The organism is Streptomyces sp. NPDC004838 (assembly GCF_053600955.1).
Genome location: NZ_JBSGAW010000050.1, coordinates 1 through 19,056 on the forward strand (window position 1 = coordinate 1; position 19,056 = coordinate 19,056).

Annotated in this window: 10 protein-coding genes; 4 read left to right on the forward strand and 6 right to left on the reverse strand. The window is 66.1% G+C overall.

The genetic code is table 11. The annotated features are described in order from the left end of the window. Positions 1-169: 169 nt before the first annotated feature. Positions 170-688, reverse strand: coding sequence for a transposase (locus ACWEFL_RS34645; RefSeq protein ID WP_451720801.1), 519 nt, complete (start codon positions 686-688; stop codon positions 170-172). A gap of 343 nt (positions 689-1,031) precedes the next feature. On the opposite strand from ACWEFL_RS34645, the gene ACWEFL_RS34650 reads away from it, so the two are divergent. Beyond that, positions 1,032-1,472, forward strand: a complete 441-nt coding sequence (locus ACWEFL_RS34650; protein WP_451720803.1) for a very short patch repair endonuclease — start codon at positions 1,032-1,034, stop codon at positions 1,470-1,472. 47 nt (positions 1,473-1,519) lie between these two features. On the opposite strand, the gene ACWEFL_RS34655 is transcribed toward ACWEFL_RS34650, so the two are convergent. Continuing rightward, entirely contained in the window at positions 1,520-2,485 is a 966-nt protein-coding gene (locus tag ACWEFL_RS34655; protein ID WP_451720805.1) for a restriction endonuclease, read from the reverse strand. A 582-nt stretch (positions 2,486-3,067) separates the two neighbouring features. On the opposite strand from ACWEFL_RS34655, the gene ACWEFL_RS34660 reads away from it, so the two are divergent. Continuing rightward, positions 3,068-4,060, forward strand: a complete 993-nt coding sequence (locus tag ACWEFL_RS34660; RefSeq protein WP_451720807.1) for an ISAs1 family transposase — start codon at positions 3,068-3,070, stop codon at positions 4,058-4,060. Positions 4,061-4,084: 24 nt separating this feature from the next. Next, positions 4,085-4,273, forward strand: a complete 189-nt coding sequence (locus ACWEFL_RS34665; RefSeq protein ID WP_451720809.1) for a hypothetical protein — start codon at positions 4,085-4,087, stop codon at positions 4,271-4,273. A gap of 237 nt (positions 4,274-4,510) precedes the next feature. Here the strand turns inward: ACWEFL_RS34665 and drmB are convergent, their stop codons facing one another. The 4 genes from drmB to ACWEFL_RS34685 are packed head-to-tail and all read right to left on the reverse strand — an operon-like array spanning position 4,511 to position 16,335. Continuing rightward, positions 4,511-6,361 carry a DrmB family protein gene (drmB, locus tag ACWEFL_RS34670; RefSeq protein WP_451720811.1) on the reverse strand — a complete coding sequence of 617 codons (1,851 nt, stop codon included), beginning with the start codon at positions 6,359-6,361 and terminating at the stop codon, positions 4,511-4,513. Positions 6,362-6,371: 10 nt separating this feature from the next. Next, positions 6,372-9,614: a helicase-related protein gene (locus tag ACWEFL_RS34675; protein ID WP_451720813.1), complete on the reverse strand. Its 3,243-nt coding sequence runs from the start codon at positions 9,612-9,614 to the stop codon at positions 6,372-6,374. Beyond that, entirely contained in the window at positions 9,611-11,536 is a 1,926-nt protein-coding gene (locus tag ACWEFL_RS34680; protein ID WP_451720815.1) for a UvrD-helicase domain-containing protein, read from the reverse strand. Before ACWEFL_RS34680 ends, ACWEFL_RS34675 begins: the two co-directional genes overlap by 4 nt. Continuing rightward, positions 11,533-16,335 carry a DEAD/DEAH box helicase gene (locus ACWEFL_RS34685; RefSeq protein WP_451720837.1) on the reverse strand — a complete coding sequence of 1,601 codons (4,803 nt, stop codon included), beginning with the start codon at positions 16,333-16,335 and terminating at the stop codon, positions 11,533-11,535. Before ACWEFL_RS34685 ends, ACWEFL_RS34680 begins: the two co-directional genes overlap by 4 nt. A 575-nt stretch (positions 16,336-16,910) precedes the next feature. Between ACWEFL_RS34685 and ACWEFL_RS34690 the strand changes: the two genes are divergently transcribed. Further along, complete coding sequence (locus ACWEFL_RS34690; protein WP_451720817.1) at positions 16,911-19,010, forward strand: helix-turn-helix transcriptional regulator; 2,100 nt, start codon at positions 16,911-16,913, stop codon at positions 19,008-19,010. Positions 19,011-19,056 lie beyond the last annotated feature (46 nt).

The following is a 19,056-nucleotide window of genomic DNA, read 5'->3' on the forward strand; positions in this document are numbered from 1 at the left end:
GGAGCTTCGTTGCATCCGTCGCGGCCCCCGAACCAATCGTCACACCCCTGTGACCAGGCACCTCACAAGATCACCACGACTTTGAATCAGCCCTGATGCCGGCGCCGTTCCCGCCGCGGCTTGGCCGGGGCGGGGCTTCGGCGGTGGTGGCGGTAGTAGGTGGCCCTGCTCACGCCGAGCGCCGCGCACGCCTGCACCCGCCCCACGAGGGGAGCGAGTTCTTCCAGGGCCTGGTCGCAGGCCGCCTCGAACACGGCCGCGGGTTCGGCCATGGGCACGTGTTCTTCTCGCCGGTCCGGTCCGGGGCGCTGTCCGTGGCGAACTGGTCGAGCAGCGCGGAGAGTTTTCCCTGGACCTCGATGACGGTGCGGGCCTTCGCGAGATCGGCTTCCAGGCGGGCCTTCTCCGCCTTCAGCTTCGCGATCTCCTTGTCCCTCGGGTCCGCCTTTGGCCGTCCGGCCGCCGCGGCGAGCGCGGCCTGGGCGCCCTTGTCGCGCTGCTGCCGCCACGTCGTGATCAACGACGAGTACAGGCCCTCACGCCGCAGCAGGGCACCCTTGCCCTTCTTGTCCAACGTCTCGTACTCAGTAAGGATCCTCGCCTTGTACTCCGCGGTATACCGGCGCGGACCGGACGAACGGGCCTCTACCTGCGGATCAGGGATCCCGTGGTCGTTTGTGCTGGTCACTCGGGCACTACTCCTTCTCCGCCCTCGACTCAATGAATCATCCAATATGCCCGACTCGACCTACTTTGACAGAAAGGGGATCGCCGTCGGGGTGTAGCGGGCGCCACGTTCGAAAACGGCGTTCTGGTGGAGCGCGCAGAGACCACTGCCGCCTGATCACGCGTCACCTGAACCACAACTCATGACAATTGCACTCTGCCCCAGGTGTACAAGCCTGCGCCTGCGCTGACTGCGAAGACGGGGCGTCGGGCCTGCGCGCTATCGACGGTTCCGATTCCGCGGCCTCCACGGCAGCCGGCTCGCCGCCGCCTCGATTGGCATACCTCATCGTCATAATGGTGGAGTGGAACCCTTGGACACTACCCCGGCCATCCGCGCTCGGATGAGTCGGCAGAAAAGTCGGAACACGCAGGTGGAGATAGGCCTGCGGCGTGCCCTGCACGCCGCAGGCCTGCGCTATCGGGTTCATCGGCGTCCGGTGAAGGGCGTGCGTCGAGAGGCAGACCTGGTCTTTGGGCCGGCGCGCGTCGCGGTCTTCGTGGACGGTTGCTTCTGGCATGGCTGCCCAGAACACGCTACGTGGCCGAAGTCCAACGCTGAGTTCTGGCGCAGGAAGATCGAGGGCAATCGTGCTCGCGATGCGGATACGGATGCCAAATTGGCGGAGGCAGGATGGCTAGCCGTGCGGGTCTGGGAGCACGAGAGTTCTGATGTCGCCGCCGAGCGTGTGCTTAAAATAGTGGCAGCACGCCGCGAGAAGACACGACATCTCAAAAAACTCTGACTCGCCCGCTCATCGTGCGGTCACGGAAGAACACCGGCAGGGCCTCATCAGCTCCCCTCTGACAGCACGCGCCATGCGGGAAAATAACACTGTCCGGTTTCATTTGCATGGCGCTTCTTCCGCTTCAGCAGGTCGTCCAGACGCACTCGCCCTTCCAAGACTACATAGACGTCTGCCCCGTCAAGGGTGATGAAAGAAGTCCCACGGCCATATATCTCAACCGCCCCCGAGCTGAACCCGTTGATGCTCACAAAAAGCCCGAGAGCATTCTTCCCCTTCCGCTGCACCTTTCCGTTGAACTTGTCCAAGTCTCCGACCTCTACGCACCCCTTGAGCCATTTCGATTCGAGCACGTAGTCATCCGTATCGAAGGTGAGAGCCCCGTCGACCTGCTCACCCTTCAAGACATAGGGAAGACGCGGCTCCAAATCGAACAACTGGAACAGCCGATGAAGGAACTTTTCCAGGGCGAGACCTGCCTTTTGTCGATCGTTCACCCCATGCAGGTCGTCGAATGCAGCCTTGAGTGAAGCCAGCTCCCCTGCCATACCGCTTCGCGTGGAGTCGGCCGTACGGCGCGCCTGCAGCTCGCCCCTGAAGGATTGATCTTCCGCCAGGTCACTCTGCAGCGGCTCCACCCACTTCTTGAGGTCGGCCACAGAACTCTTCGCCTGGCGAATGAGCACTTCCGCGTCGACCTGTCGCTCCAGGTTGGGGAAGCTCTGCATCGCGGCGAGATCAAGCATTACTTCCATCACGACGTCGCGATACCGTTCCTCGTCGGCTACGAAGCGATCCACGAGGGCATTAGCTACCTCTCGCTTGGTCCCACCAAAGTCGAGAGAGGACACCAAAGCAGGGTGAGCAGCCAAGCGGCGGCGCACGAACTGCTCGAAGGGCCGCTTGTTCCACATGACTGTGGGCAGGCAATCAGCCAAGGCGTCAAAGGCGCCTGGAGGTATGCGCTTGGGACGCTGTGGGGTTGAGCTCGTCATGGATGCCTGAAAATCCAATCCGCTAGTGGAGTCCATGGATGCGCGGCGCGACACCTGTCCGACCCCAAAGGTGTCGAGCTAGGTGCCCTGCCAAATATCACGCTTGACGAGGCGGAAAGAACCGACCCATTACGGCGAGCGCGATTCCTACTGCCATGAAGAAACCACCCCCACAAGGGAAGTCCGTTCCCTTTGAGGCGTGAGATAGAGATTACCACTCGATCCCCCCTCCGGCACTCCAGAAAGGCCAACTTGACGCAGCAGATGCGGAATTCATAATTCCGCGACAGGTATCATCGAGCAAACACTCGTGACGCACACATCAAGGGAATTGTGAGCGATTCTCTAGAATTGAGGTAAATCTACCTCATTTACCGTCGCGGTCAGCCCGGTGACATACGTTCCCAGTCTCCCGCCGGGAACGGCCGCCATCCGCGGAGAGCACCCAGGGCCATTGCATGATCGGGGTTGGTCCGGTTTGTCGATCTCGTGAGTGACGTGGCGTCATGTCCGGTGTGCGGCACGGGGTCCTGGAGAGCAGAGCAGGCACGGTGCTGGTGATCATGTGGTTGTCGAGACCCATGAGAACCGAGCGAGACCGTGCCTGCCCGAACATCATCGCCCATCCCTTCCGCAGGGGAGCAACTGGGCTCCCCGACAGATCCCCTCACCTCAAGCGATGTTGCTGACCTGCGGCGTTTCCTGATTCTGGTCGCCGATCCCCGCGATGCGCGAGGATTGCGGTACCCGGCCCTCGCATTGCTGTGCGCCGCCGTCTCGGCGGTGCTGACCGGGGCTCGCTCACTCATCGCGATCAGCGAGTGGATCACGGATGCCCCGCAGCAGGTACTGAGCGTCCTCGGCTTCGATGCCGACCCGCTCACCGGTCTGCGGCCGGTTCCGCACGCCGCAACCGTGCGCCGTCTGCTGCAGCGTGTGGACGGTGACGCGCTGGACGCAGCGATCAGCGCGTATCTGCAGGCCAGAACGCCGCCCCCAGCCGATCCGGCGGCGGAGAAAGGGCCGGTGCGACGGGTGATCTCCGTCGACGGCAAGGTGCTCCGCGGATCGCGAACCGCAACGGCCGCGGCCATCCAGCTGCTGGCGGCGACGGATCACCACGGCGTGGTCCTGGCCCAGCGGCAGGTCGCTTCCAAGAGCAACGAGATCCCCTCCTTCGCGCCGTTGCTGGACGGTCTTGAGCTGGAGAACACGGTGGTCACCGCCGATGCCCTGCACACCCAACGCGACCACGGGGCCTATCCGACCAGTCGCGGAGCGCACTACGCGGCCGTCGTGAAGAAGAACCATCCGGGCCTGTATGCCCAGGTCAGGAAGCTGCCCTGGCAGGACATCCCGCTCGGGCACCGCACTCGCGACCACGCCCACCACCGCGACGAGACCCGCCGACTCAAGGTCGCCGCATTCAGCCACCTCGACTACCCCGGCGCCCGCCAGGCGATCCAAGTCGTACGGCGGCGACGCGACCTGAGCACCGGGAAGCTGACCATCGAGCGCGTCCACCTGATCACCAGCCTGAGCGTCTTCGACGCCACCTGCACCGAACTCGCCACCTGGATCAGAGGCCATTAGGGTATCGAGAACCTCCTGCACCACGTGCGCGACCGCACGTTCCGCGAGGACGACTCCAAGGTCCGCACCGGCACCCTGCCCCGCGCCATGGCCTCCCTGCGCAACCTCGCCATCAGCGTCTTCCGCCAGGACGGCCAGACCAACATCGCCGCCGCCCTCCGCCACACCGGCCGCGACTACCACCGGCCCCTACAAGCCCTCGGTCTCACCTGACGAACCCGGACAGATCTCGATCACGCAATGACCCTGGGAGAGCACCTCGCGCTCCATCTCGCGGAACCAATCACCGTCCATCACGACTGCCAGAGCTTCACTGCATAGCAGCTTCGACCAGGGCCATCGTCAATCAAGATTGGACATGACGTGACGTGTCAAATCCATCGCGGCAGAGGCCGTGTTGGTGGGATCACCCCTTCAGGACCACCCCACCAACACGCACCACCATCGCGACTACATCACCGAAGCGAAGAACCCTGGTACGTCCCCTGCAGGGTGACCGGTCAGCAGCGCCCGGTCCAGGAAGCTGTTGTTCGTCTCGCAGCTCGTCTCCGGGAGCAGGACGCAGGCGTGGCAGGCCGCCCGGTTGACGCTGTCCGCGCCGCTGGCTTCGGATTCCATGCACAGCGGGTCGTTGGAGCACCAGGAAGCTCGGGCCAGAGCCGCGCGCAGGGTGTGGGCAAGTCGGTCGGGTTCGCCCTGGGCGACGATGCCCCCGAGGCTGCCGGCGGAGTCGCTGGTCGCCGTGTACAGGAGGATGCCCGCCATGTCATCGCCGGCGTAAAGGCGCTCACGGAGAGCGGATGCGGGATAACCGCCGTCCAGGCTCCACTCGTTGATCAGGACATGCGCCAGGGTGTGAAGCAGCAGGAGACGGGGGGACACCGGGGAGTCGAGGAACTTGTTCTTGCTCGTCGAGCCGGCCGCTGCGCGCTCGCGCAGCAAGGCCAGATGGTTCCGACGGATACCTTCGCTGCGGGCGACGACCGCCGGGGTCGACTCCCACGCACTCAGGCGATCCTCGTCGAGGCGGAGAAAGACACCCTCGCCGCTGACCTCCATCGCCGGCAGCCAGTTGATGTCGGACGAAAGGGTGAGCTTGGCCTGGCGCTGATCCGAGTCGGCCTCGGTGGGGGTGGCGCCGCGCATGAACGACGCCAGGGCACGCACCTCGCGAAGACGCTTGACCAGCATGCTGTCCCGGACACCGAGCTCACGGACCGGCGAGAGGTCACCCGTCGGCTTTTCGCAGACGAAGGGCTGCCACTCCGAGGTGTACTTCTCGGGGTTTCCGCGAACGAGGCGGGCGTACTCCTCCTTGCGGAGCGTGGTGTGTGCCTTCGACCTCGGAACCTCGTCCTCGCTGGCCTGGGCGTCGTCTTCTTCGATGGCGCTCACGAGTTCGATGACGTCATCGACGGTGGCATTGAGGTTGGTGAGGAGTGTGGGGCGCTGCTTGAAGAACCAACGGATGTTGTCCTCCGAGGCTCCGAACAGCTTGTGCTTCTCGATCAGCGCGTGCAGGCCCTCGCCCCATGGCGGGATCGACAGCGCACTGCCCGTGATCGGGTGCCATGCAGAGGAGGAACCACGCTGCATCGCACGTGGCTGCTGAGAGCACTGCTCGGGTTCCGCGTCCTTGAGCCAGGGGTGTCTCCCTTCGCAGCGGATACCGAGGTCCTTGAGTGTCCTCGAACGGAAGGCACCTTCCATGGATGCTTCGGGGACTCCGCAGTCGCAACTCACGATGACCGAGCGGAGCGACGCTGTGTTACCGCTGGTGCGCAGCGAGAGCTGACCGCCGCAGAAGCCGCCCGGGCGATCGCTTCCGCGGTGGACCCACTTCCAGTACGGGAAGTCGTCGATATGTCCGTGATCGCAGGCGAGGATGAAGCGAGACGGCACGAGGTCCTCGTCGCACTCCGGACAGCTCGCCTTGCCGGCAGGGGAGTTGAACTTGCGGAACGGCTGGAGGGCATCGCACTTCGGGCAGGAGTAGTAGTCCGGGAAACGGCGAACGCGAACGCCGTCGGTGCCGCGATCCGGGTCCGGTGCGGGCGGGAGTCGGAAGGACTTCACCCCGAGGAGGTGGGCGAGGCGACGCTCGTAAATCTCGGGCGCCTCACTGATGTCCCACGAGTCGAGGCCGGCAACGATGAACGACTCGTTGTCGACGGCGACCATGGCGCCGACACCGTACGTGGTGACGAGCTGCGAGCGGCGTACCGATCCGAGCTTGCGGGGGCGCGGCTGGGCTGGAGCGCCTGCGCCTCGGCGGCGACGGGGTGGAGGGGGAGGTGTCATGTCGGCGCTCCTACCGGTTGTTCTCGTGGAAGAGGGTCGACTCGGCGTCGACATCGCGCAGGCTCCACAGTGTGGCCCAGCCTGCAGTGCCGTCGGACTCCTCGTCGATGTTGTCGAATCCGCTGAGTAGCGCGGGCATCCGGCTGCTCCGCTTGGCCTCGTACACGAGGTTCGGTCGGTCCGCGGCCTCCGCCTGCCACCACTTGACGAACTCGTCGAAGTGCTGGGCGGTCGCCTCACGTTCCTCGTCGTCGACGGAGTCGACGCGAGCGAGGATGCGCGGCCGCACAACGCTGTTGATCTCGTCGACAAAGCCCTCGATCTCGGCTGCAGCCTTGTTGTCGGCCGCGGAGGGAATCATCAGCCGGGTCAAGGCGACGATCACCGCATGCAGGCCTCGGTCACGGGCGCGCGCCGAGAACGGGGTCACGCTCGTCGACTCCACCTCGCGGTAGAGAGCGGAATGGAAGCCGGGGAAGTTCTCGTAGTGAGAACGGTCGCGGGAGCGAGCCGAGTTGAGCATGACGGCGACCAAGCCAGGGTGGCGTCGGCCGACGCGGCTGGTCGCCTGGATGTACTCGGCGGTTGTCTGGGGCTGACCCATCACCGCCATCAGACCGAGGCGATCGATGTCGACGCCAACGGAGATCATGTTGGTGGCGAGCAGTACGTCCAGCACGTCCGGGTCCGGAAGCATGCGCTCCAACTGCTTGAGATGGCGAGGGATCTCACTCGACTTGGCTCGACTGCTGAGCTCGATCAGCGCAGTCGCCGAGCGGGCTGCTGCCCCTGCTTCGTCCCGATTGGCGAGCATCTCAAGGCGATCCTGTACGTCGTCGAGTACCTGGAGCTCTGCGGCAGAGAGGAGGCGGAGGCTGTTGAAGTAACCGACGAGCGTCCAGTAGGCGTCCCGGACGCGCGGGTCCGCTTCGACGCGGGCAGCAGCATCGAGCAGCGCCGCGTATGTGCGTACAAGAAGCGTCGCCTGACTTGTGCTGGGGGTGAGCAGTCCGATGTATCGGCGCGAGGCCTTGTCCTCACGCGGGGTCTCCACCGCGAACCACGAGTCGCGTGAGTCGAGACCAGCCGGCGGGAACTGCGCCACCTTGCGGTCGAACAGGGCTCCCACCTGGTCCGAGGCGCGGCGGATCGTCGCTGTGGAGGCGACGACCTTCGGCTGGTCGGCCAGGACGTCGACCGCCGTTTCGTAGAGACCGGTGAGGGTTCCCAATGGGCCGGAGATCAGGTGAAGTTCATCCTGGATGATCAGCTCCGGCGGCTTGACGTCACCCTCTGTGTCTCGGTTGAACAGCGCTGCCGTCGCCGGGCGCCACGGCATCGAGGCGAACTTGTCGACCGTGGCGATGACCAGCGTCGGATGGGCGTCGTACACCGCCTCGTCCACCAGGTGCACCGGCAGCCCCTCGCCCAGGTGGAACGCACAGTCCGCGTTTGGGCATCGGACGACCATCCGCTTGGTTCCCAGGCGCACTTCGTAGTCGTGGGCGCCGAGCCGCTCGCCGCACCACGGGCAGCCCTGCAGCTGGACGGGGTTCTCCTTCTCAAGCGACTTGTCGGGGTTCTTCAGCAGCTCGTCCAACCGTTCCTGAGCCCGGTCCAGGCGGTTCGGCGTCGCCGACGACCCCACCCACATGCCGATCGAGATCGGATCCGAGCCGAGCCGATCGGCGCTCTCGTCGCGCAGGCGCTCCATCGCGCAGATCAGGGCGGCCGCGCGTTCGAACTGTTGGAGCGTGAGGAGGCGCAAGGTGTAGCGCATCAGGACGGTGACCCCGTTCCCGTTCACACGGTCACGTAGTCGGCGGAGAAACGCGGTGAACGCGATCAGGCCGAGGTACGCCTCGGTCTTGCCGCCACCTGTCGGGAACCACAGCAGGTCTGCCACCCGGCGTTCATCGTGGTTCGGGTCCACGATGCCCTCCAGGCAGAGCAGCATGAAGGCGATCTGGAACGGACGCCACCGTCCGCTCGTCGGGTCGGGCTCTCCTTCTCGCCCGTCCTTGATCCATGCCGTGCGTGCGCGCTGCTGCGCCATGGCCTGGTTGGCCAGTCGGAATGCCTCGAAGATCTCCGGCCGGTCGGTGTCGGCCAGGAGGGCGACGCCGCGGCGCATGCGGGCGAGCGCCTGGCTGCCGAGCTTGATCTGCTGTTCGGCCGCTTGGCCGTTGTCGGTGCCGTCGAGTTCGGCGGCCTCCTTCGCACGAGCGGTGATCCACTCCTCGTACCCGTCGAGGAGCCGACTCAGGGCTCTCACGGCATCGTCGGGCGTGCTGTGTCCGAGGCCGTACATGCCGAGTGCCGCGTCGTCGATCTCTGGATTGGAATCCGTCAGCAGGACTTCGTGCGTCGGTACGAACTCGCTTCGGACATACGGAACGGCTGGGCGGACGGGCATGGGCGTACGGATGGCCGGAGCCTCCCAGTCCCAAGCGACCGAGCATCCATGACCGGTTGCGAAGTAGGGGGCGTGACGGTGGAGGAGTCTGCTCAGTGCTTGCTCCTCGTCCACCGCTCCGAGCGAGGTAGGACGCTCCACGAAGGGTCGTGTGCCTTCGGGGCCGGAGATCTTCAGCTCGGGCTGGAAGAAGCAGTAGGCGTCCTGGAGGTCGTACTCACCTACGCGGAGCGTGTTCACCAGGGTCGTCGTCACGGTGACCGTACCGTCCGAGGCGGCGGGGCGCACCAGTGTCCGCAGCTCCAAGCCGGGCCGCAACTCGATCGCGTCGTGCATGCCGGGGACGCTCACGTCGATGGGCTCCGGCTCGCACGGCACCGCGATACGGCGCCAGCGCTCGTCCTGCTGTCCGGTGCTGCGGGCCTCACCGCGGCGGGGCTCCACAGGGAGCCCGTTCTCGTCCTCGGGTACGTACGTGGCGACGCACACCGCCGCGTACACGGTGCGCGCGATCTTCAGGTCCACGGCGAAGGTCAGCCCCATGGACGACGGCTTGCGGCGGTTCGCGAGGGCGACGCCCAGGTCGGTGGAGCCTTGCTCGGAGTCGTCGCGGCTGACGACGTCCGGCGGGTTGTCGATCCCGTCGTCCTCGTCGGCGGTGGGCGTCGTGGTGTCGCCGGACTGCGGAAAGAGGACGCCGATCGGGTAGGCGGTGACCGGCGCGTCGGTGGCGAGGATCTCGTCCTCCCCGCCCTGCGGGCCGAGCAGGTCGGCCCCCAGGGCGGCACGGAGTTCAGTGCGCAGCGCGTAGTGCGCGGCATGGCGGGAGACGGTCACGGGTTGAGGTGTCCTTCCGGGACGCTCTTGGCGTGGGTCCAGTCGAAACGGCCGAGGCTGTAGAGGCGCGGGGCGAGCCAGATCCCCCGGTCGCCCATGCCGAGCCGCTCGGTGATCGAGGCAAGGCCGGCGACGGTTTCCAGGGTGTCGACGAGCAGTCCCGTGATCCGGTACGGCCACTGCTCGACCTTGTAGTTGCGGTACTGCTTGAGGAGGCGCCACAGGTCCGCCCGGAACCGCTCGGAGGCCTCTCCTACGGGTCGACCGTCGTGGAAGATCCCGTACGGCGGTGTCTGAGTCGGTGATATCGGCAGGTCGTGGAGGCGGATCAGCTCGACCTCGTCACCGGGTTGGACCGATTCCAGCAGGTAGTGCTGGGTGTCGATCGGGTCGGCGAGCGGTTCACGCACTCCGGCCGGCGCCTCGTGACACACGTCGAACTCGGCCCCCTCCATCCCGGCGCGTACGTACCGTTCCCGCCCGCCCACGTACCAGCGGTTGATCGGCAGGTGGATCCGATTGGCCTTGTGCAGCATCCAGGTGTTGGGGCGCCCGAGCCGGTAGACGTCGTCGCGGGCGCGGGTCATCGCCACGTACAGGAGCCGCGCCTCGGCCGGTGGGTCGTCGTCGTGGCCACGGCGCTCGGACAGCGCTTCGGGTTCCACGATGAGGACGCGGTCGAACTCCAGGCCCTTGGCCCGGTGGACCGTGGACAGGGTCAGTGGGTGGGCCGGGGGCGCGGTCAGTTCGTCAGGCAGTCGGCCCTCGGCGATGGCGCGTCGCAGTGCTTCCAGGTCCAGTTGGTTGCGCGCAGCGGCCGCGGCGCGACGAAGCGAGCGCCAGACGCGAGACGGATCGGTATCGGTCGGCATGGCGAGCATCGAAAGGATCTCCGTGAAGCGGTCCTCCGTTAGCGTCGCCGCACCGGTCGCCGACAGGAGTCCCGCCATCCACACCGGAGCAGAACGCTCTCTCGGAGAGCGTTGGATGCGGTGCGGCACGCCGTTGGCGTGCAACTGCTCCGACAACAGCAGCACCTGGCCGTTGTCTCGGCAGAGGAGCGCCGTGGTCCCGTCGAAATGCCGCAGCGACTGCTGTACGAATGAGTCGCTTGGCGTCCCGAAGTCGGGAGCACTCGCGAGAACATGCCGCAGGTCGTTGTGGATGACCTCCGCCCCGGCGGCGGCTTTGGCCGCGTCGGTCGGCAGGTTCTGCAGACGTGCTCCGTACGGTAGGGCGATGCGCGCTTCCGGCGTACGTGCTCGGAAGTTGTCATCGAGTACGACTTCGGTCAACTCATCCCCGAAGGAGGCGCGTACCCAGTCGAAGAAGCGGTTCGTCTCACCTGCCCGTTCTTCGGGATCGGAGACCTGGAAGCCGTAAATCGACTGGGCGGCGTCTCCGACGACCGTGAATCCGCAGTTGTCCGCGAACCTGTCGAGCAGCGCCTCGACCAGTTCTCGGCGCACCCCGACAAGGTCCTGGACCTCGTCGATGACGACGTGCGCGGGCACTCCGTGCTCGGATGCCTCGACGACCCCCTGCTCAATGGCATGCGTGGCCATCTCGATGCGCTCGTCGAAGGTCGTGCCGCTCAGATCCTCACGCTGAGGATCGGCCTGGAGCAGGAGAGTCAGCGCCCAGCCGTCGAACGTCTGGGCCCGGACTCGGCGCGCGGACACGGCGTGCCGGTCCACACGCTCCCGCAGTTCTCGCACGGCCGCTCGCGAGAAGCTCAGCACCAGAATCTCGGCGGCCTCCAGCTCCTCGACCCCGGTGAGGTACTCCAGCCGGTGGGTGAGGGTGGTCGTCTTGCCGGCGCCGGCGCCCGCCGTGACCAACGTCCTGGCATCCCAGGGTTGCGCCACGACGGACTGCTGGGCCGGTGTGAGCGTGGGGGTCTCCCCAGCGCCGGTCGTCACCCCTGTCCCTCTTGCCACAGGTACTCGAACTCGGTGAACGCCAGCTTCTCGTTGAAGTTCAAGATGTTGTCGCGGACGTTGAGAATCAGGCAGGTGTCCTTGCCTCCGTTGCGCGGACCGCGCAGGCCTCGCCCGATCATCTGCTGGTAGCTGTTCGGGCTGTAGACGGGCCGCGCGATCACGACGGCGCGGGTCGCCGGAGCGTCGAACCCCTGAGTGAAGACGCCGTAGTTGGTGATGACCCTGATGTCGCCCTCGCGGAAGGACTCCACTCGCTTGCGCCGCTCGGCCGTCGGCGTGGCCGAGTCGATGGCGGCCGCGCGGATGCCGCGGTCGCCGAGCTTCGCCGCCAGGAATTTGGCGTGCGGAACCGAGGTCGCGAACACCAACACCGGCCAGTCCTCCGGCATGGCACTGATCTCGTCCAGCAGCATTCGGTTGCGGGCTTCGTCGTCGGCGAGTCGCTGTTCGGCCCCCTTGGGCAGAAACCCGTGGAACGTCTCGGCAGAGCGCAATTCGTCGGGGTTCAGGCTCATCTCGGCACCGTGAAGCTCACGGTGGACGACCCGGGCGAGGACTCCCAGCTCCTGGAGGCTCAGAATCGGCTCGCCGAGGAAGACCCCCTCGTCCAGGCGGCGATTGCCGAATCGCTGAGCCAGAAGGCGTGTCACGTTTGCGTCGTTGCGGTACGGCGTCGCCGTCAGACCCACGAGGTGGCGGGTGGTCTCCCGATGTGTGAGCCCGAGCTGCTCCAGAATCCGCGTGTACTGCGGTGCCATCGCGACGTGGGCTTCGTCCACCAGGACGAGCGCCGCGTCGCGAAGCCAGGCGTACCGGTCGGTGTCCAGGCACATGCGCAGCTTTGCGTCGGTCGCCACAACCAGGTGCGGGCGATCGGTCACCGGAGTCGCGGAGTTGCTGTCCCACAGGCGATCGATGACCAGCGAGTGCCGGGCGCCGACCTTCTCCCAGACAAACTTCCAGGACTGGACGGCCTGTTCACACAGTTCATCGGTCTGCGCGATCCAGAGAATCGGCCCCTTCGGCGTGCCGGACTCACGGATCCATCGGATGACGCCCTCCGCCGTGACGCGTGTCTTGCCCGCACCCGTGGGCAGGCTCAGCATCGCGCGCTGCGGCGTGGAGAAGGCCAGCAGTTCCGTCAGTTTGGAGGCCAGCCGCTCCTGATAGGCGTGCAGAGCCGGGAACTCGGTGGGCCCCTGTGCCTCCTCCCGAGCAGGCGGAGACGGGATCTTGGCGCCGGCGAAGGAGTCGGGAAAACCGAGATCGGTGACGAATCGCAGGGCAGTGGAGCCGCCGTCGAAGGTACGCGGAGCGTTGGGGTATCGCGCCGCGATGTCCTTGGCGTGCACGCGAAGGATGCTCTCCCCGTGTGCGTTGTACGCCATTTCCGCGAGCCGGCGTGGATCGGGCTCACGGCCGGACTCGGAGATCTCGCTCGCAACGAGTCCCGAGGGCAACTCCTTCTTGATCTCCTCCTCGTCGATCATCATTGCGATCTTGTCGATGACGCTCGGGCTGTCCCGGATCGAGCTCAGTCGGGCCTGAAATGCCCGGTCGGACTGCTGCCGCTCATGCGCTTCGATGAGCATGCGGCAACCTGACGCGCCGAGGCCCCAGCCGAGCTCCCGATCCGCCGCGACGAGCGCCGCCTCCGCGGAGGCGTCCGCCATGACCAGCACCGTGCTGTCCTGGCGGACACTCCACAACGGAGTCTGACGGCTTCCCTGCTGCGTACGAACGACCTCCTCCAACTCGCTGCACCGCTGGAGAAACAACCCGTTCACACGCCTGCCGAGGCGCTGACGGAGCGGCGGGTACTCATCGGCCAGCAACACCGCCGGCCCGCTGAACACGGAACGCACCCGCTTCTCGATGACCTCCGCGACACGGCGCATCCCCCATTCACGGACCATGAAGTCGGCCTGCTCCAAGTCGCCCTTGGAGCTGACGAGCAGAGCCGGGTGGCTCTCGCGGATGAGTTCCTCGTACTCGTCCTTCGTGGTGGCGACCGCGATGTCGCTGTCGGGCCGAAGCTCCCAGTGATCGCCGACCCTGCACCGTACGGCTTCTTCCACGGCCACGAGTCCAAGGGCCACCCGGATGAGCATGGCGTAGGTGCTGCCGACGAAGGCGTCGTCCGTGCTCTCCTTCGCCATCTCCAGCAGCTCGACCCAACGCTCGGGTTCAACCTCGTCAACGCTGGTCGGCAGGCCCAGGCGCCGGGCCTTGCCCGGGCTGATCTCGGCAACCGGCAACACGTTCTTGTAGCCGGCCAGCTGAGGCCCCACGGCCTCGCGAACGGGGATCAGCCCCTTGGAGGTCTTCACCGTGCCGCGATCGCGCAGCAGCCACCGGATGGGAGACGTGACAGCCGCCCGCGTGCTCACCGATCGCCCGATTTGCCGGGTCCAGTTTTCGACGAGTCCCTCGTCCGGGAGAGCCGCCAAGAACTCGGCCTTGCCTTCGTCGGACAGCCTGTCGAAGAGGTGGAGGGGACCTGCGGTCGGAGCGCCCTCCGGCTTCACGGTCTGGAGCTGGACCCTGCTGGCATTGGGATCCAACTGGCGACAGTAGGCGTCATAGACGGCCTTGTGGTACTGGCGGAACCAGTCGTCGTGTTCCGGACGGTGGCCGAGCTTCGGACGGTCGGTCATGCCGAACTGGCGCAGTACGTGGACGTCGTCCGTGTGAAACCGAATGTCGACGGTCAGGCCTGCGTCACGCGAGCCGTCTTGCGGGACCACGGGCCCCGGCAGCAGGCAGTCCTTGAGCAGCCGGAACTCCCCGGCAATCGTCTTGACTCGCAGAGTGGCGGGGATGTCCGGGATCTTCTCCCGGATCGCATCCATCTGGCTGGTGCCACCGGCGGTGCGAAGCAGTTCCCAGAAGTCAGTCCACGAGGCGGCGGTGTATTCCCGGAAGCCCTCCTGGTCCAGGACGCTGTGGAAGCGTCCCACAGAGTCGGCCTCCCGGATGCCGAGCCGTTCGAGGTGGCGCAGCATGGTCGGATCGTCGGAGATCTTCTGATCGACGTAGTACAGGTCGTCGCGCAGCCCGTCCTCGACAGAGCGGCGGAAGACCTTGCCGGCGACGGGGCGCACGAAGCCGTGCCCCTCAGTGAGCACGATCTCGGCCTTGCGCGCCTCCGTCGCCAGGTCCCCCTGGGGCGCATCGGCGAACTCGTGGTCGAGCAAGTGGGCCAATACGCGGAGGGCAGCGGCGGAGGACTCGGCCGTACCGTCCTCCACCAGCGCCTCCAGCCAGGCCCGAATGCTCTCAGGCTGCTGCTTGCCGGGGGTCGCTTCGAGTATGTGGTTCATCTTGCCGCGGCGCAGCGGCTGCGCGTCCACGGAGTGGTGGACCCAGTCGCGGGGACGTCCCGGGTAGGCGCGCCACAGGGCAAGCGACTCCTTGGTCAGCTTGTCGGGGTGGATGTGCAGCTCGGCCGGCAGCTGAAGCTCGCCGTCCTGGTCGGGCAGGGACGGGCTCACCGCGGCCAGCTTCCAGACCTGATCGGTCAGAAAGGCGCAGGCCCAGTTCGGCGACTCCTTGACGCGGCCGGGCAGCAGCGGCAGGTAGGCGGCCGGGTCGTCGGGGACGACAAGGTCCTCCAGGGAGCCGACGACCAACTTGGACGCCACTATGAGGAGTTCGTTGTTCAGATCACTGCTGTCCAGCAGGTTCTGACGGTCCTCGTTCGTCTTCCAAGCGGCGTTGAGGGCGCCACTCAGTGTGGTCGGGTACTTCGTCGGAAAGAACGACCAGAACGCGCCGCGCTCATGCGGAACCAGATACAGGCCCTGTTCGGTAATCGAATACTCGGGCACCGCCCACGACACGTCGATGGTGACGCGGTCGTGGAGCTCGCCTGCGCCGCTCCGCGACTCATCGCTCACCTGGTGCGGCAGCGTGAAGACCCGGTGGCGTTCGGAACGACCCTTGGCTCCGCTGCGCGACTCGTGGATCGTGTGGAAAACGTCCCGGTGCTCCACGGTGATCTCGCGGGTGACGTAGGGCATCCGGCGTCGATCTTCGAGCACGACCGTACCGACGTGGTTCGAGAAGAGTTGAAACAGGTGAGGGAACTCCCGCGCGCCGGATTCCTGTCTGGCCTTGGCCGACTGCTGGATGTCCTGTGCGAGTCGCGCGTCCATTCCCGGCAGCAGGGGCAGCCTGACAACCGTCGTGGCCCAGCCGAGCATGTCGTTGAGAATCGAGTCGTTCGCGCGTTCACGGTCCTCGTCCAGCGGTCGGGCCAACCGCAGCACGGGCGTCTCGCCAACGGAGTCCAGGGGCGGAAGGGACTTACTCTGGCGCCCCTCGTTGACGGCCTTCAGGATCTCCGCCGCAGACCAGTCCGCGTCGAATCCAAAGGATCCGGAGCGGCTGAAGAACTGAGGCGTCCGAGTCACCGACAGGACGGACTTCACCCCCACGCCGAAGCGGCCGATCTGCCCACCGCGCTTGCGAGAAACGCCCATGCGCAGAATCGTGTCCGCGCCCTCCGGCGTGATGGCGGAACCTTCGTTGGCGCAGTACAGCTGCTCCTCGGTGAGGACGACGTGGATCCTGCCACCCCGGCACTCCGGCCCACTCAGCTCGTCAGCCGCGTTCTGGACCAGTTCGAAGAGCTGCCGATCTCCATAGCCGCCCTGATGGATGCGGCGTTCTCCGTTGGCGTCCTCTTCGACGCGATCGGGATTGAAGGCGTACGTGCCGAGTGCCCGCTCGGTGAGCTCGGCGATCTTCCTCAAGACGGCACTGTCTGCAGACATGTTCACGGAGTTGTTCGCTCCCTTGACGAATGGCAGCGGTACCCCCCGCAGAGTCCGCCGGTTCTCGAAGATCCAACCTTGGTGTGCTTCAGGTGGTGGGTGTGCTGCAGAAGAGCTCGCCAGACCGGCGCCGAGCCGACCTTCGGACTGAGGAAGAAGGGCGATACCCGATTGCGCGACAGGCTGTGCGTGCGATAGCGCGGGCGCCAGGCCCGTAACAGAACTGGAGGTTATTGCAAGTCGTATCCCCCCGCAACGACATGCCGACAGGTCAGTGGGCACGCCAAAAGGGCCTTAAAAGGCCGCGTTTGGATACCAGACTTCCATCGGTGATCGGCGACCCTAGCGCACCTAGACGTCCGGCGTCCACAAGCTTCAAGTTCCACGTTGCGATGTTGCGATGTTGCGATCAGCGTGCCGCTGTCAGTACCGGCTGCTATAGGGGGCACCACCGAACACGACTGTTCACCGATTTTTGACGACCCCGGGATCGTCAAAAATCTGCTGTTACGCTGGTCAGCAGCATCCAGCGACAGGTGCCCCGACGTGACCGAGGGAAGAAGGCGACGAAGGCGATGACCGCACAGCAAGGAGAGGCGTTCGGCCCCTGGCTCGGTCGCCAGCTCCGACGAACCGGGATGTCGCAGGCCCAGCTCGCCAAGGAGCTCCGCCTGACCCGCGCCGCTGTCTCGGCATGGATCACGGGGCGAGCCGAGCCACGCGAAGAGACCAAGCGGGTCATCGCCGAGGTCTTGGGCGTCGACGCGGCCTCGGTCTACAACCGCACCACCGACGTCGGCACGACAATGCCGCTCCAGTGGCACCATCGTCCTGCACACGCTGACGGCGGACGCGAGTACGGGAACGCCGCGGCCTTCGCGTTCGACGCCGACCTCTCGGTTCTCGCTCGCGAGGCGACACAAAACTCACTGGACGAGCGCCACGATCTCAACGCCCCGGTTCGCATCCGCTACACCCTGCACGAGCTGAGCGGCGAGCACCTTGACGCTTTCCTCCGCGCCCTCCGCTGGGAGGAGTTGAGCAAGCACTACGACCAAGCCGCATCCGCCAGGCAGAAGGTTTCCCGCAGCCTCCGAGCGGCACTCGACGACCTGGCCGTCGACAAGTCCCTTCTCCTGCTAAGAGTCGACGACTACAACGCTGCCGGGCTTACAGGACCCGAGTACAGCGACGGCCGTTTCGCCGCCGTCGTCCGTCGTCAACTCGACAGCCACAAACAGTCCGGGGGGCGCGCCGGCGGTTCATACGGGCTGGGCAAGGCAACCCTGTGGGCCACCAGCCGATACGGTCTCGTCCTCATCAACTCGACTCTGTCCGAACCGCACGAGGGGCGCACAGAGCGCAGGATGATCGGCCGTCTCGACCTGCCGTGGCACCAGGTCGACGGCGAGGCGTACGCGGGGCCCGCGTGGTTCGGCGAGCCCGACACCGAACCCGAACACAAGGGTGTTTCCCGTTCGTGGTGGGCCGACGAACAGACCGTACGCGATCTACACCTGGAGCGTGCGAGCGCCGAACCCGGTACGTCGTTCCTCATCGTCGGCGCCCACGACGCCTCCGGCGATGCCGAGTCCTTGCAGGATATGCACGACAAGCTCGTAGGGTCCCTGGCCGACGGGTTCTGGGCCGCAATGATCGGCGGCCGCAGCGCGGGACCGCTCATGGAAGCCCGCGTCACCACTCTCCGCAATGGCCATGTCGTCATCCCTGCAGAGCGCGTCGACCCACACGCCTACCATCCCGCGCTAAGTCGTGCTCTCCAGGCCTATCTCGACGGTGACACCGTCGATGAGTTGACCTCCGGCGAGCAGGTTGCCCGTGCCGATGTGCCTCTGACCGTCACTCCGTTGAAGGGCCAGGGACGGGCACGGGACAAGGGGCGCGAGCATCCCGCAGTCCTCCTGCTCACCCCCGCGGGCGGCACCGACGATCGCATCAACCGCGTGGTCTGCATGCGCGGCAACCGTATGACCATCACTGCACAGCGCGCTCGTGAACTGCCATTGGGCACCGTGCCCTTCCAAGCGGTCCTCCTCGCCGGATACGCGACGGGACGCGACAGCGAGGACGTGGAACTTGCCGAAGCGTTCCTGCGCGCCTCGGAACCGCCTGAGCACGATCGCTGGGACCGCACCGAGGAACTCACCTCGCTCTACGAGCGGGGCGCGCTCAGCCGTCTCAAGGAGTTCCGCGACGACATCGACAAGACCATCCGCGGTCTCGTCGGGCGCCGGGAGGTCGCCCCCACGGGAGGCCCTTCAGTCCTGCGCGAGTTGCTGAAACTCGACAGCGCCGGATCGGCCGGTGCCCGCCGCGCCCCGGGATTCCCCACGGTGCGCAGCATCAACGCGCACGTCGAGGACACCGGTGCCTGGCACGTCACGGTCAATCTCAGGCTGCCCGATGCCGAGGATCCGTGGCTGCTCACACCGGTCGCGAAGTTCGACGTACGTTCCGGAGGCAGGCCCGCCGTGGGCTGGGCTCTGCTCGCCGCATCCGACAACTGCCGTATCGACGACGGCAACCTCGTCATCGAGCCGGGAGTGCGTGCGGCCGTGTTCACCGGCGTCACCGATCCCTCGACCCATCCTGTTCAGGCCGGCTTCGCCCGGCTCGCCGTGGACGTCCAGAAAGCTCGCGGAGGTGCGGCGTGAAGCCCGTGTTCCCGTACCCGACACTCTTCGGGGACGTCGACCTCGA